The following is a 21,149-nucleotide window of genomic DNA, read 5'->3' as shown; positions in this document are numbered from 1 at the left end:
CGCCCTGGCGTCAACGGCCAAGACGATGGCCGCCCGCAGGCGGCCATCTGGGCGCTTATGATTCCAGCGGGGCGCGCCAGTCGTCGGACCCGGAGGTACCCGCCACGGTGTGCTCCCAGTCGATCTTGCGGTAGGCCAGGGAAACATCCATCAGCTGCGTGAACTCAGCCTTGGTCAGGTCCTGGGCATGGGGCATGTGCAGGTTGATGTCGACGATGGTGGCGTCGGTCAGGGTGGTGGTGAAGAAGTGCTCCTGACGGCCCTCCACCGAGGTGCGGTACCACCTCAGCTCGACATTCGGCAGCATCTCGCCGGAGGCCAGGGCGTTGTAGAGCAGCGGCACGGCCTTGTTGAGGGCCACGGTGAAGATGAACGGCTTGTGGGCACGCTGGCCGGAAGGCTGACCGGACTGCGGGTCGGTGGGCACGGTGACGATGTGCTTGAACTCCTGCACCAGCATCTCATCTTCGTGGCCTTCCACGTAGATGTTGCCCACGGAGTCCGGGGTGAAGGCGCCCGCGGTGATATGGCCCTGGGTCTGACCGTGGATGCTGATATAGCAAGGTGTCGGCATGAGTCTGCTCCTTGACGGTATGAAAGAGAGTGTCCTGAGGACACCCAACAAGGGGCAGGGACCATGCCAATATTAGGAAAATACACAACAATCAAATGCCTATGAAAAGCCTCCGTACTCACAGGCCTTCTTCCAGGCAATACATTGCCTGAAAATCGGGTCATTTCTTGCCTGTGAGCAAGAAATGGCCCGGCTAAAAGACCAAACATCCAGCCCACCGGGGCCCTCCCGTAAAAATAGAGACAGCCGTTAAAAACAAATTAGAATATACAAATCACAAAAAACACCTCGCCTACCGGGCAAAATATTGCCCGCCTTGAGCAAACCCCTGCCCGCCCCATTCTTAGATCATCTATCGAGAAAAACGACACCCTCATGGAGATTCTCGTTAGTCTTTTCTTGTAGGAAATTTGCTACATCAACAGTAGCTGATTGGCTAATGCTGACGTCAATATTTTCTGACCTCACTCGCAGAAGCCAATAAAAACACATTAAATTCAAAAGCCTACAAACACACCCTGGCGGAAAAACTGCCGCCTACAATCAGATCCACCAGGAATTCGTCCTCCTGAAAGGCACGATCAGCGCTGCTATGATCGCGCCCCTGATTAATGATTGCGCCTCGTAAACGGTCGGAGCAGGGCATCTCGGCAAGCCACTGTCGCTTGCCGATCAGCTCGTCGACTCTGTCACGTGACGCGCCATCTTGAAGTGATACGAGACAGAATTGGCGGATCAAGCCGAACCAGGTTCACCAGGGAGATGCATCATGGCCAAAGAAGGCACCGTTGCTCCAAAGGAGCGAATCAATATCAAGTACGTGCCGGCCACCGGCGATCAGCAGGCCGAAACCGAGCTGCCCCAGAAGCTGCTGATTGTCGGCGACTTCAAAGGCGGTCCGGAAGAGACTCCCATCGAGGAGCGCAGTGCCGTTTCGGTGGACAAGAACAACTTCCAGTCGGTGATGCGCGAGGCCGGCCTGTCGCTGCAGACCAGCGTACCCAATCGCCTGGAAGAGAGCGATGAGCCCACCGACCTGCCGGTGGAACTCTCCTTCCAGTCCCTCGAGGACTTCGCTCCCGATAGCATTGCCCGTCAGGTTCCCGAACTGCGCAAGCTGGTTGAACTGCGCGAGGCCCTGGTCGCCCTCAAGGGCCCGCTAGGCAACGTCCCCGCCTTCCGCGAACGCCTGCAGCGCCTGCTGGAGAGCGACGAGGCGCGTCAACAGCTGCTGGCCGAGCTGGACTTGCTCGAGACCCACGGCGACAACGCCTAACCCATCGCACGGAAACGGAACCGAGGCACGCTCATGACCGACACGGCACAACAGCAGCAACAGGCGACCGAGCTCCACGCCGAGGAGAGTCTCCTCGATCAGGTGATGGCCCAGACCCGCATGGCCCCCGCCGACGACGGCTACGACATTGCCAAGCAAGGCGTCGCCGCCTTTATCGGCGAGCTCCTGCGTAGCGACGACAGCAGCCCCCAGGTCAACAAGGCGGTGGTCGACCGCATGATCGTCGAGCTGGATCGCAAGATCGGCCAGCAGGTGGACGAAGTGCTCCACGAATCGGAGTTCCAGCGCCTGGAGTCCTCCTGGCGCGGCCTCAAGCTGCTGGTGGATCGCACCGATTTTCGCGAGAACATCAAGCTCAATGTCCTACACGCCACCAAGGAGGAGCTGCTGGAGGACTTCGAGTTCGCCCCGGAACTGAGCCAGAGCGGCCTCTACCAGCACGTCTATGCCTCGGAATATGGCCAGTTCGGCGGCGAGCCGGTGGCCGCCATGGTGGGCAACTACGACTTCACGCCCTCGACCCCGGATATCAAGCTGCTGCAGTACACTGCCGCCATCGGCGCCATGGCCCACGCTCCCTTCCTCTCCTCGGTATCGCCCAGCTTCTTCGGCATCGACAGCTTCGAGGAGCTGCCCAATATCAAGGATTTCAAGGCGATCTTCGAGGGCCCCAAGTACGCCCGCTGGCGCAGCCTTCGGGAGTCCGAGGATGCCCGCTACCTGGGCCTGACCGCGCCGCGTTTCCTGCTGCGCATGCCCTACGACCCGGTGGAGAACCCGGTCAAGAGCTTCAACTACCGCGAGACGGTGAGCGAGAGCCACGAGCACTACCTGTGGGGCAACACCGCCTACCTGCTCGCCGAGCGCCTCAACGACAGCTTCGCCAAGTACCGCTGGTGCCCGAACATCATCGGCCCCCAGAGCGGCGGCGCCGTGGAGAACCTGCCGGTGCACACCTACGAGGCCATGGGACAACTGCAGGCCAAGATTCCCACCGAGGTGCTGGTCACCGACCGCCGCGAGTTCGAGATGGCCGAAGAGGGTTTCATCTCGCTGACCATGCGCAAGGGCAGCGACAACGCCGCCTTCTTTTCCGCCAATTCGGTGCAGAAGCCCAAGACCTTCCCCAACACGCCGGAAGGCAAGGACGCCGAGACCAACTTCAAGCTCGGCACTCAGCTCCCCTACATGTTCATCGTCAATCGCCTGGCCCACTACATCAAGGTGCTGCAGCGCGAGCAGATCGGCTCCTGGAAGGAGCGCCAGGACCTGGAGCGGGAACTCAACGCCTGGATCCGCCAGTACGTGGCCGATCAAGAGAATCCGCCCGCCGACGTACGCAGCCGTCGCCCGCTGCGTGCCGCGTCCATTCAGGTCTCCGACGTGGAAGGCGATCCGGGCTGGTATCAGGTCTCCATGGCGGTGCGTCCGCACTTCAAGTACATGGGCGCCAACTTCGAGCTGTCGCTGGTGGGCCGCCTCGACAAGGAGTGAAGGAGTCCGAGCCATGACGCATCCTCGTGATGGCCGGCTCCGCGGGCGGCTTTTCGAGCGCCTGACGGCCCCCCATGAAGTCTCGGGGGCCGATACCGCCCTCGAGACGGTGGAGTCGGTCAAGCGCCACCTGGTCGACCTCCTCAACAGTCACCCGGGACATAGCGAATCCGCCCCGGCGCTGGGCCTGCTCGACTTCAACGATGCCACCATCGGCGTGCTGGACCTGGAGCTCAACGTCCAGCGCGCCATCCGCCAGTGCATCGAGCGCTTCGAGCCGCGCATCCGCCGCGCCGAGGTGGCGTCGCTGCCCAATGCCGGCGCGCCGCTGCAGCTGCGATTCCAGGTGCACGCCACCCTGGATCTCGGCGCCGACCAGGCGGAGGCCACCATCGACCTGCTGCTCAACGACAAGCGCTACCAGTGCCTGAACTGACCACCACCGCGGCGAGGTCCGTATGCTCAATCACTATTACCGGGATGAGCTCAATTTCCTGAGACGCCAGGGGCGGGACTTCGCCGAAGCCAACCCCGGGCTGAGCCGGTTTCTCTCCGAGCGCAGCACCGACCCGGACGTGGAGCGCCTGCTCGAGGGGTTCGCCTTTCTCACCGGACGCATGCGCGAAAAGGTGGAAGACGAGTTCCCAGAGCTGACCCACTCGCTGATCAACATGCTGTGGCCCAACTACCTGCGCCCGGTGCCCAGCATGACTCTGATCCAGTTCCAGCCAGTCTGGCATGCGCTGAGCGCCAGCCAGCGCATCACCGCGGGCACCGCCCTGGCCAGCCAGCCGGTGGACGGCACCCCCTGCCGCTTTCATACCTGCCACGAGGTGGCGCTCTACCCCCTGGAACACGCCGGGGTCACGGCCCAGCACTCACGGGAGGCCTCCATCGTCGAGCTGGCCATGGACGTGCACAGCGACCAGCCCCTGGACGAGCTGGGCATCGAGTCGCTACGCCTGCATCTGGGCGGCGACGGCTATACCGCCCGCACCCTCTATCTGTGGCTCAACCACTACCTGGCACGTATCGAGCTGGCGGTGGATGACGACACCCTGTGCCTGCCGGCCGGCAACCTCAAGCCGGTGGGCTTCGAGAGCGAGCACGCCCTGCTGCCCTACCCGCGCAATGTCCACCAGGGCTACCGCATCCTGCAGGAGTACCTGTGCTTCCCCGAAGCCTTCCAGTTCGTGGAGCTCGATGCCCTGGGCCACCGGCTGCCGCCGCGTCCGGCCCGGCGCCTGACCCTGCGCTTCGTCTTCTCGCGGACCCTGCCGGCGGATGCCAAGGTCCACGACGAGCACCTGGCGCTCTACTGCACCCCGGCCATCAACCTCTTCGCCCACGATGCCGACCCCATCGACCTCGACGGCGAGCGCAGCGAGTACCGCATCCACCCCAGCAGCCGGCATCCCGACCACTACGAGGTCTTCAGCGTCGATGCAGTTGAGGGCTGGCTGGAGAGCGAATCGAGCATGATCCGCGGCAAGCCCCGGGACTATGTGCCCTTCGAGAGCTTCCAGCACCAGATCGAGCGCGACCGCCAGCGGGAGTCCCTCTACTATCGGGTGCGCGTCCGCGACAGCCTGCGCGGTGACGGCTTCGACCACGACATCGCCTTCGTGCGTGGCGACGAACGGGCCTGCCTGGGGCTTCGCGAGACCTTGTCGCTGCGCCTGACCTGCAGCAACCGTGCCCTGCCGGAGCGCCTCACCGTGGGCGATATCTGCGTCCCCACCGAGTCGAGCCCGGCCTATGCGGAGTTTCGCAACCTGACGCGGCCGACGCCGACCCTGCACCCGACCCTGGACGGCAGCCTGCTGTGGACGCTGATCTCCAACCTGTCGCTCAACTACCTGTCGCTGCTGGAGCGCGACGCCCTCTGCTCGGTGCTACGCGCCTACGACTTCCGCGCCCTGGTCGACCGCCAGGCGGAGCGAGTCTCCCGGCAACGCCTGGCCGGCATTGCCGCCATCGAGACCCGGCCCATCGACCGCCTGGAGCGGGGCCTGCCGGTACGCGGCCTGCGCTCGACCATGACCCTGGAGCAGACCGCCTTCGGCGACGAAGGCAGCCTCTACCTGTTCGGCAGCGTGCTGTCCCACTTCTTTTCCCTGTACGCCAGCATCAACTCCTTCCATGAGTTGCATGTCATCAACCGTCACAACCAAGAGCGCTACGCATGGACCTTGCGGCAGGGCCAGCAGCCCCTGATGTAGCGCTCCGCCCCCTGCTCGAGGGGGCGCGGCGCTACGACTTCTTCCAACTCGTCGAACTCCTGCACCGCTACCACGGGGATGACCTGGAGACGGCACGGGAGGCGCCGGGGCCTGAGCGCCTGCGCTTTCGCGCCTCGGCTTCACTGGGCTTTCCCGGCTGCGACGTGATCGATCTGGCGCCGGAGCTCAGCGGCGGCTACGCCATGGAGGTCAGCTTCTTCGGTCTGCAGGGCAGCCAGTCGCCGCTGCCCGGCTACTACCTGGAGGCCCTGGCCCACGGCCGGGCCCATCGCGAGGGTGCCGCCGGGGACTTTCTCGACTTCTTCAATCACCGCCTGCTGACCCTGATGCACCGGGCCTGGCGCAAGTACCGCCACTACATTCGCTATCGGGACAACGCCAGCGACGGTTTCTCGGGAGCGATCTTCGCGCTGGTGGGCCTCGCCGACGAGGAGCTGCGCGGCGAGACACCCATCAACTGGAGCAAGATGCTGGCCTACGCCGGGCTGCTGGCCGGACGCTCCCGCTCGCCGGAGGTGGTCAGCCGCATCGTCTCCCACTGCTTCGACCTGAACGACGTGCGTATCGAGCAGTGGGTGCACCGCTGGGTGGCGATACCCGAAGACCAGCGCAGCCGCGCCGGGCTCGGCAACATGTCGCTGGGGCAAGACCTGGTCGCCGGCGAGCGGGTCGCCGACGTAGGGGGCAAGTTCGCCCTCTGCCTGCACGGCCTCAGCCTCGATCGCTTCCGCGACTTCCTGCCCGATGGCGGCGAGCACGCCGCCCTCAAGACCCTGATGGCCTTCGTGCTGCGCGAGCCCCTGGCCTATGACCTGGAGCTCGAACTGCTGGAGAGCGCCGTTCAGCCCATGCGCCTCGGCGACGCCGGCAGCTGCCAGCTCGGCTGGACCACCTTCGTCAATCCCGACAACCGGGGCGCCGGCCAGCGTCGCCGGGTCCGCATCCAGATGACAGGGTAACCCCCATGCATGCTTCCCCCCATCGAAACGCCATCACCCTGGTGGTCACCAACAGCCAGCGCCTGGAGGGGCGCTCCACCAGCAGCCATGTATTCGACGACGCCGGCGGCACCCTCGGCAGCGGCGGCGGCGACGACTGGCTGCTGCAGGACCAGGCCGGACGCATTCGCCCCCACCATGCCGAGATTCGCCGCATCGATGGACACTTCTGTCTGATCGACCGCTGCGGCCACACCTTCGTGAACCAGGCCACCCTGCCCCTGGGGCGTGGCCGCCGGGCCGCCCTGCGCGATGGCGACGAGCTGCGCCTCGGCGACTACTGCCTGCGGGTCCACCTGGGAGCGCCGAAGCATGGCACCCCGGGCAACCAGCCGCTGGCCCAGCTGATCAACGAGGAGCCCGAAGCCCTGGAGGAGGGTGGCATGCCGGCAACGCTTTCCGCTTCAGGGGCGCAGGAAGAGCCGACCCGACCGCAGGAGGATCCCCTGGCGGCGCTCGGCGGTACCCGCCCCGGCGCCGGCCAGCAGGACCCCATGCTGGCCCTGAGTGATCCCAAGGCCACCGAGGCCTTGATCGCCGAGCCACCCCAGTCAGCCGCTCCCCAGCGCAGCCCCGACACTCACCAGGCACAGCACGCCACGGCCGTGGACATGCCGACGATTCGCACCAACGAGGACCCGATCATGGATGAACGGCTACTGAATGACCTGGAACGCTCGGTAGGCGAGCAGCTCGAGGAGCGCTGGCACAAGCCCCAGACCGGCGCGCCGAGCCATGTGGGCGCCGACCCGCTGCTGCGCGGCCTGGGCGCCGAACTGCCGCTGCGCGACAGCGAGGAGCAGCAGGCCTTCCTGGCCGAAGCCGGCCAGACCCTGCGCGCCGCCCTCGAGGGGCTGATGGCCCTGCAGCGCACCCAGAACGACAGCCGCTACCCGCTGCGCGACCGTCGCCTGCAACCCATCGAGGACAACCCCCTTCGCCTGGGCCAGTCCTACCCGGAGACCCTCACCACCCTGTTCGCCGCTGACCGCAGTCCGGTGCACCTCTCGCCGCCGGCCGCCGTGGCCGAGAGCCTGGCCCACCAGGGGCAGCACCAGCAGGCCGTGGAGGAGGCCATCGAACAGGCCCTCGGCGCCATCCTCGATGCCTTCGCCCCCGAGGCGCTGCTGCGCCGCTTCCACGCCTACCGCGGCGCCGGTCACCGCCTCGAGGACGAGGGCGGCTGGGCCTGGGAGATGTATCGCCACTATTACCGGGAGCTCAACTCCGGGCGCCAGCAGGGCTTCCAGAAGCTGTTCTGGGAGGTCTTCGAACAGGCCTACGACCACTCGGTGCGGCGCCAGCAGCGGGAGGACGCATGAACCGACGGCTGCTCTCCGGCCTCGCCCTGCTACTGATCGCCGGCCTGCTCAGCGGCTGCGCCTCGACCCGGGAAGCCGCCGGCAAGACCTGGCAGGTGGTCCGAGACCCCTCGATTCCGGTGGGCCACCCCGAGGATCGTCCAACGCAGGTCGACCTGGCGATGATCGCCGAGCCCGACGTCAACCCCAACCTGGAGGGCGAGGGCACCCCGCTGCGCTTCCAGATCCTCCAGCTCAAGGACGACTCCATGCTGATGGCCGCGGATCTCGGCCAGCTGCGCGACGACCTGGAGGAGGCCCTGGGCACCAACTACCTGAGCCACGACGACTTCACCCTGCTGCCGGGGCAGTGGAAATTCTACGAGCCCTTCGACGTGGATCCCGAGACCCGCTACCTGGGCATCATCGCCTTCTACGGCGACACCGAGCAGGCGGAGTGGAAGAAGGTGGTACGCATGCGCGCCCGGAGCGAGCACTACCATGTGCTGGTTCACCTGCGGGCCCACGAGGCGGAACTGAGGAAGGAAGACTGATGGCCAGTCGCAATCGCGTGGTATGGAGCGAGGGGCTGTTTATTCAACCCCAGCATTTTCAGCAGCAGCAGCGCAGCCTGGAGGGCCTGATCGAGGCACGCCTGGAGGGTACCGGGCAATCCCTGCACGGCTTTCTCTCCCTGGAGCTCAACGCCGAGTACCTGAGTTTCGGACGCATCGCCATCAACCGCGCCAGCGGGGTGATGCCGGACGGTACCGCCTTCCGGCTGCCCGACGACGATATCGAGCCCAAGCCCCTGGAGATCGACGACGCCGCCATCGCCAACCAGGTGGTCTACCTGGGCCTGCCGCTGGCCACCGATGCGGTGGCCGAAGTGCGCCGGCCCGGCGACGACCTGCCGGCCCGCTATCGGCTGGAGCCCCGGGGGGTGCGCGACCTGCACTCCCGGGAGGGCAGCACGATCGACCTGGAGCTGGCCCGAGTGGCCCCCCGCCTGCTGCTGGAGCAAGAGGACCGCAGCGCCTACGCCTGCCTGGCGGTGGCGCGCATCAGCGAATGCCGCCCCGACGGCAGCCTGGTGCTGGACGAGCAGTTCCTGCCCACCCTGCTCAACGTCCAGGCGGCCCCCCAACTGGGGCGCTTCCTCGGCGAGATGGCCGGGCTGATGCGCGAGCGCGCCCGCAATATCGCCCAGCGTCTCGCCTCGCCCCAGCAGAGCGGTGTAGCCGACGTGGCCGACTTCATGCTGCTCCAGCAGCTCAACCGCGCCCAGCCGCGCTTCGCCCACCTGGCGCGCCTGGGCCGGCTGCACCCGGAACGCCTCTATGCCGAGATGCTGGAGACCGCCAGCGAGCTGGTCACCTTCACCGACGAGTCGCGGCTGCCGCCGGAGTTTCCGGCCTACGACCATGACCACCCGGAGCGCGCCTTCCGGCCGCTGATGCAGAGCCTGCGCCAGGCCCTCTCCACGGTGCTGGAGCCCCGCGCCATGGCCATTCAGCTGCAGGCCCGCCGCTACGGCCTGATGGTGGCGCCGCTGGCCGATGCGCGCCTGATCGAGAGCGCCGACTTCATCCTCGCGGTGCACGCCGACATGCCCCACGAGCGCCTGCGCAAGCAGTTCCTCCAGCAGACCAAGGTGGCCAGCGTCGAGCGCATCCGCGACCTCATCAGCCTGCAGCTGCCGGGGATTCCCCTGGAGCCACTGCCGGTGGCCCCCCGGGAGCTGCCCTACCACGCCGGCTACAGCTACTTCCGCCTCGACCGCAGCAGCCAGGCCTGGAGCATGCTGGAGGGCGCCAGCGGCTTCGCCTTCCATGTGGCCGGCGACTTCCCGGGGCTGGAACTGCAATTCTGGGCGATCAGGAGCTAAGCCATGAGCGAGCTAGTGCGCAATCACGAGACCGTCACGGACGCGGAACCGATCGAGGCCAGCCGTCACGAGGATCGCATCGACGACCGCGGCCTCGAGCACCTGATCCATAGCCACGCCGAGCACCTGGACGCCGACGAGGCGTTCTGGTTCCGGCTTCGCGGCTACAACCTCAACCCCCTGGTGGATGCCGCCAGCGGGCTGCTGGGCATGGTACTGCGGGTCCGCCAGCTAGACACCCTGGACGATATCGAGCGCCTCTACCGCCAGGTAGTGGACGAGATCACCGCCATCGAGATCGAACTCACCGAGCAGGGCTACGACCGCCCCACCCTGCTGGCCTACCGCTACGTGCTCTGCTCCTTCATCGATGAAGCGGTAATGGGCACCCCCTGGGGGCGACAGAGCGTCTGGGCCAAGCATTCCCTGCTGACCCGCTTTCACAACGAGACCTGGGGCGGCGAGAAGGTCTTCTCGATCCTGGCACGCCTGCAGCAGGAGCCGCGCCGCTACCGGGACATCCTGGCCTTCATCTACCTCTGTCTCTGCCTCGGCTTCGAGGGCCGCTACCACGTCATCCCCCAGGCCCGCGACGAGTACGAGCAGGTGGTGCGCGCCCTGGGCGACCTGCTGGCCTCCCTGGAGACGCCCCCCGAGGACGAGCTGACCCGGCCCCTCGACAACGTCATGAGTGGCGACCGCCGACGCGGCCAGGGCCTGCCGATATGGGCCCTGTTCACCCTCTTCGCCGGCGCCATGGTGGCCACCTATGCGGGCCTGGCCTGGTCGCTGGACCAACAGGCCCTCCAGGTCACCGGCCTGCTCGATCAGATCTTTCGATAGGAGATAGCATGCTCAGGGTAGAGCTTCCGGCCCTAATCGGCCGCCTCAACGCCATCGCCCGCCAGGGCCTCGAGCAGGCCGCCGTGCTGTGCGCCGAGCAGCAGGCCCCGGAGGTCACCGCCGGGCACCTGCTGCAGGCGCTGATCGACCAGCCGCTGTGCGACCTGCGCTGCCTGCTCGAGGCCTCGGGCATCGATGCCGCCGGGCTGCGCGCCCGCCTCGCCGAGGAGAGTCGGCCGCCCCAGGACCTGCGGGTCACCACGCCGAGCTTCTCGCCGCTGTTGGTGGAGCTTCTCCAGGACGCCTGGCTGCTGGCCACCACCGAGTTTCGACACGACAGCCTGCGCAGCGGCATGATCTTCACCGCCCTGCTGCACAACGCCTCCCGCTACCTGGGGCCCGGCGGCGTCGCGCTGCTGGCCGACATCAACCGCGAGGCCCTGCGCCGCGACTTCGAGCGCCTCACCGCCGACTCCGCCGAGGCGCCAAGCCCCGAGGCGGCGACCGCCCCGCGCCGCGAGGCCCGGGGCGGCGAGGCCGACAGCGCCCTGGCGCGCTTCGCCAGCTCGCTCACCGAGCAGGCCCGGCGCGGCGAGCTCGACCCGGTGCTGGGCCGCGACCCGGAGATCGATCAGATGCTCGATATCCTCGGCCGCCGGCGCAAGAACAACCCCATCGTCATCGGCGACGCCGGGGTCGGCAAGAGCGCCGTGGTGGAGGGGCTGGCCGCCCGCATCGTCGAGGGCCGGGTGCCCGGCGCCCTGGCCGGGGTCGAGCTGCTGGCCCTGGACATCGGCGCCCTACAGGCCGGCGCCGCGGTCAAGGGCGAGTTCGAGAAACGCCTCAAGGCGGTGATCGAGGAGGTCAAGGCCGCGCCGCGGCCCATCCTGCTGTTTATCGACGAGGCCCACACCCTGATCGGCGCCGGCAACGCCGAGGGCGGCAGCGACGCCGCCAACCTGCTCAAGCCGGCTCTGGCCCGGGGCGAGCTGCGTACCATCGCCGCCACCACCTGGCGCGAGTACAAGAAATACTTCGAGAAGGATCCCGCCCTGTCGCGGCGCTTCCAGCCGATCAGCCTGGCCGAGCCCAGCACCGCCCAGGCGCTGGTGATCCTGCGCGGCCTGCGCGACACCTACGAGGCCGCCCACGGCGTACTGATTGGCGACAGCGGCCTGCGCGCCGCCGCCGAACTCTCGGCCCGCTACCTGGCCGGCCGCCAGCTGCCCGACAAGGCCATCGACGTCCTGGACACCGCCTGCACCCGCCTGGCCCAGGCCTTGGACACCCCGCCACGGCGCCTCAGCCACCTCAAGAGCGAACACCTGGCGGCCCAGCGCGAGCGCGACCAGCTCGACCGCGAACGACTGCTGGGGCGCACCCCGGACGCCGCCCTGGTCGACGAGCTGAGCACCCGGCTGGCCCGCCTCGACGACGAGCTGGCCACCCTTCAAGACGCCTGGGAGGCCCAGCGCCGGGGCGTCGACGCCATCCTAGCCCTGCACCGCCGCCTGCTCGAGGACGACACCCCGGAGGCGGAGCGCGAGGCGGCCCGCGCCGAGCTGGCCGAGCGCGAGGCCGAGCTGGAGGCCCTGCAGCGGGAGTTCGCCCTGGTTAACGCCAGCGTCGAGGAGGCCCAGATCGCCCAGGTGATCGGCGACTGGACCGGCATCCCGGTGGAGCGCATGACCCGCGACGCCCTGACCCGGCTCACCAAGCTGCCCGAGCACCTGGGCCGCGAGGTGCAGGGCCAGGCACCGGCCATCGAGCGCATCCACCGCCACCTGCTCACCGCCCGCGCCGACCTGCGCCGCCCCGGCCGCCCCCTGGGCGCCTTCCTGCTGGTGGGTCCCAGCGGCGTCGGCAAGACCGAGACGGTGGTGCAGATCGCCGAGCAGCTCTATGGCGGGCGCCAGTTCCTCACCACCATCAACATGTCCGAGTACCAGGAGAAGCACACGGTGTCGCGGCTGATCGGCTCGCCGCCCGGCTACGTGGGCTTCGGCGAGGGCGGCCTGCTCACCGAGGCGATCCGCCAGCGCCCCTACTCGGTGGTGCTCCTCGACGAGGTGGAGAAGGCCCACCCGGACGTGCTCAACCTCTTCTACCAGGCCTTCGACAAGGGCGAACTGGCCGACGGCGAGGGGCGCCTGATCGACTGCAAGAACGTGCTCTTCTTCCTCACCTCCAACCTCGGCTATGAGGCCATCGTCGCCCATGCCGACGACCCCGAAGCCCTGGACGCCGCCCTCTACCCGGTACTGGCGGATTTCTTCAAGCCGGCCCTGCTGGCTCGCATGGAGGTGGTGCCCTATCGCCCCCTGGACGACGCCACCCTGGACGCCATCGTCGGCGCCAAGCTGACGAGCCTGGCCGCGCGCCTCACCGCCCGCCACCGCCAGGCCGAGGTGGTCCTGGACGAGGCCCTGGCGAAGGCGATCCGCGCCCGGGCCACTCGCAGCGAGAACGGCGCCCGCATGCTGGAGTCGGTGATCGACGGCGAGCTGCTGCCGCCACTCTCCCGCGCCCTGCTCGAGCGCCTGGCTCGCCGGGAGCCGGTCTCCCGGGTGGCACTGGGCATCGATGCCGACGGCGGCTTCACCGCGGAGGTGACATGACCCGCCCCGGCCTCGATGGCATGGCACCGGCCCTGGCGCTGGTGGAGAGCGAGTCCCCCTCGGCCCTGCGCCGCCGGGCCCGGGAGGTGCTGGGCCACTGCCGGCCCACCGCCTGGGTCGACTGCCTCTACCTGGCGGAGAACGGCCGCCGCCTGGCCGCCGATGATGCCGCCGACTGGCACCTGGCCTGCGACGACTTCCGACACCCCTACGCCCACGCCATCCGCCGCGGCGAGCCGCTGCGCCTGGCCCTGGGCGAGGCCCGCTCGCGTCTCGATCACCCGGACTTCCAGGCCCAGGTGGCCGGGCTCTCCCATGAGTGGCACCTGGAGGTTCGCCCCCTGCGCGCCCGGGACGGCCAGCAAGAGTGGCTGGGCGCCCTGGCCCTGGCGGATACCCCCGAGCGCCTCGCGGCGCTGCTCGACGATCCCGGCTTCGCCGCCTTCGAGGCCCTGCTGTGCCGGCTCTGGGCCCGTCTGGCACGCCATCAGGATGAGCGCGACCGTCAGGCGCGGCTGCGCGTCTCCCTGGCCCAGCTCAGCGACGGCGCCCGGCGCCGCGCCCTGGCCGAGCGCCTCGGCGAGGACCTGCTGGGCGTCTCCGCGGCCAGCCAGGCGCTGCGCGACCGGGTGGTGCGGGCCGCCGAGACCAATCTGGCGGTGCTGCTGCAGGGCGAGACCGGCACCGGCAAGGACCGGGTGGCCCGGGCGATTCACCGCCTCTCGACACGGGGCGAGGGCCCCTTCCTGGCCATCAACTGCGCCGCCATTCCCGAGACGCTGCTCGAGGCGGAGCTGTTCGGCCACACCAGGGGGGCCTTCTCCGGCGCCGACCAGGCCCGGGACGGGCTGATCGGCCAGGCCGACGGCGGCACCCTCTTCCTCGACGAAATCGGCGACATGCCGCTGCCGCTCCAGGCCAAGCTGCTGCGGGTCCTGGAGAGCGGCCGCTACCGCCCCCTGGGCGCCGGCGAGGAACGCCAGGCCGACCTGCGTCTGATCGCCGCCACCCACCAGCCGCTGCGCGAGCGCATTCGCGACCGGGGCTTCCGCGCCGACCTCTACTACCGGCTCGGCCAGTTCCCCCTGCCGCTGCCGCCGCTGGCGGCACGCCGCGAGGACATTCCCCTGCTGGTGGAGGCCTTTATCGCCGACTTCTGCGCCCGGGAGCAGCGCCCGGAGATGGGCATCACCTCCGCGGCCCTGCGCCTGCTGCGCGAGCGGGACTACCCCGGCAACGTGCGCGAGCTCAAGAACCTGGTCGACTACGCCTGCGCCATGACCCACCCCGGGGCGGATATCGCCCCCTCGGCGCTGCCCGGCATCGACGCCGGCACCCTGGCACCGGCCTCCCGCGCCTCGGCCGACACCCTCGACCTCCATGCCATCGACGACCTGCGCCAGGCGATGCGCCACTTCGAGGCCACCCTGATCCGCCAGCGGCTGGCCCGCTTCGACGGCAACCGCGCCCGGGCCGCCGAGAGCCTGGGGCTGCCCAAGCGCACCCTGGCCCACAAATGCCAACGGCTGGAGCTGGATACCCCATGAGGCTGCCGATTCCCCCCCTGCTGCTGGCCCTGCCCCTGGCCTGGCTGGCCCTGTCACCGGCCCAGGCCGACGAGACCGCGCGCCTGACCGAGGCCCGCCAGTGCGCCGGCCTCGACTCCCGGCTCGAGCGCCTGCACTGCTACGACGCCCTCTTCCAGGACGCCCCGGCCGCCACCGACGACGAGCTCCCGGCGCTGTGGCAGGCGGTGCTCGACCAGGAGGCCCGCCGCGACGACGACGCCTTCGGGCTGCTGACCGGCGTCGGCGACGACGAGGTACTGTTGACCGCCCCGGCCCTGGGCACCACCCCGCCACGCCCGGTGCTGGTGATCAGCTGCAAGGAGTGGATCACCCGCTTCCAGCTGCACCTGCCCGAGGCCATCGAGGCCCCTCGGACGGAGCTGCGCCTGCGCGGCACCGGCAGCGACCTGACCCAGACCTGGCGCATCCGCGACGGCGGCCAGGTGGTCAGCGGTGGGCGCGGCCTGCCCGCCATCGATACCCTGCGCCGCCTGCTGGATAGCGAGACCCTGACCCTGAGCAGCGAGCATGAGGCCCTGGACGGCCTGCGCTTCGAGCTGGGCGACCTGCGCCGGCAGATCCAGCCCCTGCGTGACGCCTGTCGCTGGTAAGGAGCCGAGCATGCGAATCACCGACCGCACCCAACTCGAGCCCCTGCTGGCGCCCCTGACGCCGGCCCCCGAGGCGCCGCCCCTGGACGAGCAGGCCGACTTCGCCTGGCTCGACGAAGAAATGATGAAGATCGGCTCGCTGCAGCACGGCGACATGGACTGGGCCGGCGCCGAGACAAGGGCCATCCGCCTGCTCGGCGAGGCGGGCAAGGACCTGCGGGTGCTCGGCCACCTGCTCCACTGCCTACAGCACGACACCAGCCCGCAGCGCTTTTCCCTCTCCCTGGAGTTGTTGGCCGGCAGCCTGGCGGCCTGGTGGGAGAGCGCCACGCCCTATGCCGGTCCCCGCGGCGCCCGGGCCCGCCCCAGGCTGTTCGCCCAGTTCGCCCAGCGGGCGGTCAAGCTCGCCGGGGCCTTGCGCTTCGACAAGGCCGACCAGCATGACCAGGCCCTCGCGGCGCTGGCCACCCTGCGTACCGCCGCCCAGGACCGAGCGCTGCCGTTGGACGCCCTGGACGATCTGCAGCGAGAGCTGGAGCGGCTGGCCCCCGGCCGGCAGGCCGCCGATCACGGCAGCGAGACGGCACCGGCCGACACCGCTGGGACGCCTGCGCCGGCCCCGGCACCCGCGGCTCCCGAGGCGCGCCTGGAGGCGGGCAACGAGCGCGGCAACCGCCAGGCCCTGCTGGCCATGGCCGACTTTCTCAACGACCAGGCCCCCGGCGAGGCGCTGGGCTACCGGCTGCGTCGCCATGCCGTCTGGAGCCTGATCCAGTCACTGCCCGCGGCCCGGGACGATGGCCGCACCGAGCTGGCCCCCATCGCCGCGGACCGGGCCGCCGACTACCGGGAGGCCCTGGCCCAAGGCGGCGACACCGCGCTGTGGCGGCGCATCGAGACCAGCCTGGCGCTGAGCCCCTACTGGCTGGAGGGGCATCGCCTCAGTGCCGGTTTGGCACAGCGCCTCGGCCATTCGCGCTGCGCCGAGGCGATCCGCGACGAGGCGGCACGCTTCGTGGACCGGCTGCCCGGGCTGGAGACCCTGCGCTTCAACGACGCCAGCCCCTTCATCGACGACGAGACTCGGCGCTGGCTGCAGCCGGCGGCTGCCCCGGCCCTGGCCGGCGGCGGCGGAGGCGACCCCTGGCAGGCCGGCCTCGAGGAGGCCCGGGAGCGTCTCGCCGAGGGCGACCTGGCGGCGGCCCTGACCGGCCTCGACCAGGGCCTGGCGGCGTCGCGTTCGCCCCGAGATGCCGCCTACTGGCGCCTGGCCAGCGCCGACCTGCTTCACGAGGCAGGGCTCGCTGCCCTGGCCAGCCAACACTATCGGGCCGTCCAGCAGAGCATTGCCGAGATCGGCCTGGAAGCCTGGGAGCCCGCGTTGCTGGCACGACTCGAGGAGGCACTGCAATGACCAACGGCATCACCAAGCACATCGACAAGGACGAGGGTTAACGGCACATGTGGACAAGTGTGAAATCCAGGCTGAGTCGCTTCGTGCCCGGCATGGCCCGGGCCGAAGCTGGCGCAAAACAGGCCAAGAACCGCGCTAACCGGGCCAAGGGCCTGAGTCGCTTCTCCTTCGCCCTCTGGTGCCTGCTGGCCGTGATTGCCGCCGCAGTGATCTGGTGGCTGGGCCCCCACTGGGAGCTGCGCGGCGGCTACCCGCTGGGGCCAAGCCTGCACCGGCTGGTGGCGATCCTCGCCCTGGCCACCCTCGTAGCGGTAGCCTGGGGGATTCGCCTGGCCCGCCGCCTGCGCCGGCTGGATGCCGAGCACGACGATGCCGAGCGCCTGCAGAGCGACCCCATTGCCAGCGAAGTGCGCCGCCAGGAGGAGACCCTGGACGCCACCCTGGCGGAACTCGAGGGCAGCCTTGGCGGCACCCCCGGCGCCCGCTACCGGCTGCCCTGGTACCTGGTGATGGGCGTCGAGAACGCCGGCAAGACCAGCCTGATCAACCGCTCCGGCCAGGATTTCACCCTGACCCGAGTAATGAAGGCTGCCGGCCACCGCAAGGGCAACCGCTTCGGCTTCGACTGGTGGATCGGTGACAAGGCGGTGCTGATCGACCCGGACGGCGAACTGCTCACCCAGGGGGCCCTCGAAGGCGACGAGCCGGCAGAGCTTCAGCAGCGCCTGTGGGATCACTTCGTGGCCTGGCTGGAGCATCACCGTGCCCGCCGCCCCCTGGACGGCGTCGTGCTGGTCCTCGACCTGGCGCGCCTCAGCGATGCCCGGGTGGCGGTGCGCAAGGCCTACGCCACCCTGCTGCGGGCCCGCCTGCGCGAGCTGATGGAGCGCCACGGCGCCCGGCTGCCGGTCTATGTCACCTTCAGCAAGATGGACCTGCTGCACGGCTTCGACGACTTCTTCCGCCACTACTCGCGCCAGGCTCGCCGCGCGCCCCTGGGCTTCACCTTCAGCGCCGCGAGCCTCGACACCCCGGACCGCTGGGCCGAGGAGTTCGCCGAGGCCTTCGACGAGCTGCTCGAACGCCTCAACCGCAGCCTGCCGACCCTGCTCAGCGAGTGCCGCGACCGCGCGGAGCGCGAGTCGGTGTTCCGCTTCGTACGCCAGCTGGCGGGGCTGCGGGACGTTCTGCTGAACTTCCTCCAGGAAGCCCTCTCCAGCGACCGTTTCTCCACCGCCGCCATGGTGCGCGGCACCTACTTTACCTCGGTCTACCAGCAGGGCGTGCCGGAGGACCCCTTCGTGGACGCCGCCGCCCGCCGCTACGGCATGAGCCATGCGGTGCAGCCCGCCCACCGCGCCACACGCAGCGCCCTCTATTTCACCGAGGAGCTGTTCGAGCGGGTGATCTATCCGGAGGCGGGGCTGGCCGGCGACAACGCCCGGGCCACCCGGCGGCGACGCCAGGCCTATCGTCTCAGCCTGCTCGCCTGCCTGGCCGGCGGTGTCATGCTGGTAGGAGGCTGGAGCCACTTCTATCAGAAAAACGCCCAGGCCCTGGCGGACGTGGAGGAGAAGGCCCAGGACTTCCTCGCCACCCAGCCCCATGAGCTGCGCCGCGACGACCCCACCGGCTATGCACTGCTGGAACCCCTGGATCGCCTGCGCGAGGCGACCCAGACCTTCGGCGGGGCTCATCCCCACCTGCCCTGGCTGGCCGATATGGGCCTCTATCAGGGCCACAAGGTGGGCCGCATCGTGGATGACGCCTACCTGGCCGTACTCGAGCACTATTTCCTGCCCTCGCTGATGGTCGGCATCATGGACGACATGAATCGCGCCGAGCCGGGCAGCAACGAACAGCTAGCCCTGCTGCGCCAGCTGCGCATGCTCTCCGATGCCAGCGGCCGCCAGCCGGAGCGAACCCACGACTTCATGGCACGACGCTGGCAGGGTGATTTCCCTCATCGCGGCAGCGTGCAGCGTCGCCTGCTTGCTCACCTGGACCACGCCCTGGCCCATAGCGACCTGGCGGGCCACGCTGCCGCCGGCGATCCGGAGGCCCAACTGGCCATGGCGCCCTTTGGGGGCAGCATCGAGGCCGCCCAGCGCACCCTCGCCGAGCTGCCCATGGACGAGCGCGTCTACGCCACCCTCAAGGCCGGCAGCGACCGGCGCAGCGGTGCGCTCCTGGATCTGCGCCAGGGCGTGGGTCCCTCCTTCAGCGCCGTCTTCATGGCCCGCAACGACGACCATGAGGCCCTGCGCATTCCCAGCCTGGTGACCCGGGGCGGCTTCGAGGGCTACTTTCTGAACGAGCTGGAGCAAGCCACCGAGCTGGCGCTCATCGACCTCTGGGTGCTCGGCCAGCGGGATGACATCGACTTCAGCGAGGCCGACCGCGCGCAGCTCCAGGATGCCCTTCGCGAGCGCTATGTCAGCGACTACCATGTCACCTGGCGAGAGGCCCTGGCGCGCATCGAGCTGGTGCCGCTGCCCGACCTGCGCCAGGCGGTGGCGGTGACCGACACCCTGCTCGGCGCCAGCCGGCCGCTGGATCGGCTGCTCGGCGAGGTGGCCCAGCAGACCCGCCTCTACCCGGAGCTGCCCGAGGATGACGAGGCCGCCCGCCAGGCGCTGCAGCGCTCGCCCCGCTACCGCCTGGCCGCCGACATCGAGCGGCACTTCGTGCCCCTCAACGGCCTGCTCGAAGCGCGCGGCGACAACCCCGCCGACCTCACCGAAATCAAGGGCGCCATCGGCGAGCTGCGCGACTACCTGCGCGGTATCCAGGACGCCAGCGACCCGGGGCGGGCCGCCTTCTTCAGCGCCCGCGACCGCCTGGTGCTGCAGGGCGACGATGCCATCCACACCCTGCGGCGCCTGGCCGATGAGACCCCGGCCCCGGTGGGGCCGATGCTCGAGAGCCTGGCCGACCAGAGCTGGCGGCTGTTGATGGCCAGTGCCATCCGCCATATGGAGCACCAGTGGCTCGAAGAGGTGGTCGCCCCCTACCGGGAGCGCCTGGCGGGTCGCTATCCGCTGGCCCAGGAGGCCTCGCGGGAGGTGGCCCTGAACGACTTCGAGGACTTCTTCGCCCCGGACGGCATCCTCGACGGCTTCTATCAGGATAAGCTGAGACCCTTTATCGAAGCCGCCCCGGAGCAGCTCGAAGACGCCGAGGGCAACTCCCTGATCCGCCCCGGGGTGATCACCGCCGTGCGCCAGGGCGAGCGCATTCGCGAGGCCTACTTCGGCCGCGACGGCGCCCTCGACGTGGAGTTCAGCCTGGAGCCCCTGAGCCTGAGTCCCGACAAGCGGCGCAGCGTGATCAGCGTCGACGGCCAGCTGATCGACTACGCCCACAGCGGCGGCGGCCGCGTCGCCATGATCTGGCCCAATGCCCTGCGCGGCGATACCGAAAGCCGGATCACCCTGGTGCCGAGCGAGGTCAATCGCTCCCCCCGCAGCCTGACCCGCGGCGGCGCCTGGGCCTGGTTCCGCCTGCTCGATCAGGCGCAGATCACCGGGGCCGGCGAGCGTGAGCTGGAGCTGCGCTTCCAGGTGGATGGCGGCACCATGCGCTACCGCCTGCATGCCAACGGCAGCCGCAACCCCTTCACCCGCCCCCTGGCCGCCGGCTTCCGGCTGCCCACCTCCCTCTATGCCGAAGGTGGCCCCCATGCTGACGACCCTTAGGCGCTGGCTCAGCCGCGACACCGTGCCCCGGGCCAGGCCCGGGGATGATACGAGCTCCCCCGCCAAGGCCCCCGGCAGGGGCCTGGTGGCCGCCCGGGCCGAGGAGCTCGAGGCCTTCCTCGAGGCGGCCCGCCGCGCCGACGCCCGGGGACACGCCCCCTGGGTGCTGCGCGACGAGGCGCAGCTGGCCACCCTGCGCCGCGCCCTGGAGTTCACCCTCCACCGCGGACGCTGGCTGCAGCGGGAGGGCGAAAACATCACCCACTGGCAGGGTCGCCTGCTGGCGTTTCGTCATGGGGAGGGGCCGCCCCTGGGCATGCTGCTGGCGGTGCGCCCCGACGAGGAGGCGGCCTGGCAGCTGCGCTTCTTCTTTATCGATCCCCAGTGGCAGGGCAGCGGCCACGGCGCCCGTCTGCTGCTGGCCGCTCGTCGCGAACTGGCCGGCACGCCGCTGCACTGCCGCCTGCCGCTGGCCTGCGGTGCCGCCGTGGCCAGCCTGGAGCGCGCCGGCTTCCGGCGAATGCAGGTAGATGCCACCGAGGTGGCCAGCTTCGAAGCCCCCGCCGAATGGCATTGACGCCACATCAGAGAGGAGACAAGGA

The 21,149-nt window shown here is 69.3% G+C and carries 16 protein-coding genes; 15 read left to right on the top strand and 1 reads right to left on the bottom strand.

Annotated features, from left to right (window positions below; all coding sequences use genetic code 11):
* Window positions 1–55: 55 nt before the first annotated feature.
* Entirely contained in the window at window positions 56–574 is a 519-nt protein-coding gene (locus ACZIYR_RS00430) for an Hcp family type VI secretion system effector (RefSeq protein WP_473034038.1), read from the bottom strand.
* A gap of 769 nt (window positions 575–1,343) precedes the next feature.
* Between ACZIYR_RS00430 and tssB the strand changes: the two genes are divergently transcribed.
* The 15 genes from tssB to ACZIYR_RS00355 are packed head-to-tail and all read left to right on the top strand — an operon-like array spanning window position 1,344 to window position 21,124.
* Entirely contained in the window at window positions 1,344–1,850 is a 507-nt protein-coding gene (gene tssB, locus ACZIYR_RS00425) for a type VI secretion system contractile sheath small subunit (RefSeq protein ID WP_483527837.1), read from the top strand.
* Window positions 1,851–1,883: 33 nt separating this feature from the next.
* Window positions 1,884–3,365: a type VI secretion system contractile sheath large subunit gene (gene tssC, locus ACZIYR_RS00420; protein WP_483527836.1), complete on the top strand. Its 1,482-nt coding sequence runs from the start codon at window positions 1,884–1,886 to the stop codon at window positions 3,363–3,365.
* A 13-nt stretch (window positions 3,366–3,378) separates the two neighbouring features.
* The gene (gene tssE, locus ACZIYR_RS00415; RefSeq protein ID WP_483527835.1) at window positions 3,379–3,801 is read left to right on the top strand and encodes a type VI secretion system baseplate subunit TssE; all 423 of its coding nucleotides are present in this window, start codon (window positions 3,379–3,381) and stop codon (window positions 3,799–3,801) included.
* Between the two features lie 22 nt (window positions 3,802–3,823).
* Complete coding sequence (gene tssF / locus ACZIYR_RS00410) at window positions 3,824–5,587, top strand: type VI secretion system baseplate subunit TssF (RefSeq protein WP_483527834.1); 1,764 nt, start codon at window positions 3,824–3,826, stop codon at window positions 5,585–5,587.
* Window positions 5,551–6,567 carry a type VI secretion system baseplate subunit TssG gene (gene tssG / locus ACZIYR_RS00405; protein WP_483527833.1) on the top strand — a complete coding sequence of 339 codons (1,017 nt, stop codon included), beginning with the start codon at window positions 5,551–5,553 and terminating at the stop codon, window positions 6,565–6,567. The genes tssF and tssG overlap by 37 nt, the downstream gene beginning before the upstream one ends.
* Window positions 6,568–6,572: 5 nt before the next feature.
* Window positions 6,573–7,928 (top strand): type VI secretion system-associated FHA domain protein TagH, encoded by a 1,356-nt coding sequence (tagH, locus tag ACZIYR_RS00400; protein WP_483527832.1) that lies wholly within the window; start codon window positions 6,573–6,575, stop codon window positions 7,926–7,928.
* A complete protein-coding gene (tssJ, locus tag ACZIYR_RS00395; RefSeq protein WP_483527831.1) occupies window positions 7,925–8,461 on the top strand; it encodes a type VI secretion system lipoprotein TssJ in 537 nt (178 codons plus the stop codon). Before tagH ends, tssJ begins: the two co-directional genes overlap by 4 nt.
* A complete protein-coding gene (tssK, locus tag ACZIYR_RS00390; protein WP_483527830.1) occupies window positions 8,461–9,795 on the top strand; it encodes a type VI secretion system baseplate subunit TssK in 1,335 nt (444 codons plus the stop codon). The genes tssJ and tssK overlap by 1 nt, the downstream gene beginning before the upstream one ends.
* 3 nt (window positions 9,796–9,798) lie before the next feature.
* The gene (icmH, locus tag ACZIYR_RS00385) at window positions 9,799–10,638 is read left to right on the top strand and encodes a type IVB secretion system protein IcmH/DotU (RefSeq protein WP_483527829.1); all 840 of its coding nucleotides are present in this window, start codon (window positions 9,799–9,801) and stop codon (window positions 10,636–10,638) included.
* 8 nt (window positions 10,639–10,646) lie between these two features.
* On the top strand, window positions 10,647–13,256 hold the full coding sequence (gene tssH / locus ACZIYR_RS00380; protein WP_483527828.1) for a type VI secretion system ATPase TssH: 2,610 nt from the start codon (window positions 10,647–10,649) through the stop codon (window positions 13,254–13,256).
* On the top strand, window positions 13,253–14,803 hold the full coding sequence (locus ACZIYR_RS00375; RefSeq protein ID WP_483527827.1) for a sigma-54 interaction domain-containing protein: 1,551 nt from the start codon (window positions 13,253–13,255) through the stop codon (window positions 14,801–14,803). Before tssH ends, ACZIYR_RS00375 begins: the two co-directional genes overlap by 4 nt.
* Window positions 14,800–15,435: a type VI secretion system-associated protein VasI gene (gene vasI, locus ACZIYR_RS00370; protein ID WP_483527826.1), complete on the top strand. Its 636-nt coding sequence runs from the start codon at window positions 14,800–14,802 to the stop codon at window positions 15,433–15,435. Before ACZIYR_RS00375 ends, vasI begins: the two co-directional genes overlap by 4 nt.
* 10 nt (window positions 15,436–15,445) lie before the next feature.
* Entirely contained in the window at window positions 15,446–16,849 is a 1,404-nt protein-coding gene (gene tssA, locus ACZIYR_RS00365) for a type VI secretion system protein TssA (protein WP_483527825.1), read from the top strand.
* Window positions 16,850–16,908: 59 nt separating this feature from the next.
* Window positions 16,909–20,547, top strand: a complete 3,639-nt coding sequence (gene tssM / locus ACZIYR_RS00360; RefSeq protein WP_483527824.1) for a type VI secretion system membrane subunit TssM — start codon at window positions 16,909–16,911, stop codon at window positions 20,545–20,547.
* Window positions 20,531–21,124: a GNAT family N-acetyltransferase gene (locus ACZIYR_RS00355; RefSeq protein WP_483527823.1), complete on the top strand. Its 594-nt coding sequence runs from the start codon at window positions 20,531–20,533 to the stop codon at window positions 21,122–21,124. Before tssM ends, ACZIYR_RS00355 begins: the two co-directional genes overlap by 17 nt.
* The last annotated feature ends 25 nt before the right edge of the window (window positions 21,125–21,149 follow it).

It is taken from the genome of Billgrantia sp. NRB1 (assembly GCF_056921725.1).
This window is presented reverse-complemented; position numbering and strand designations above follow the sequence as displayed.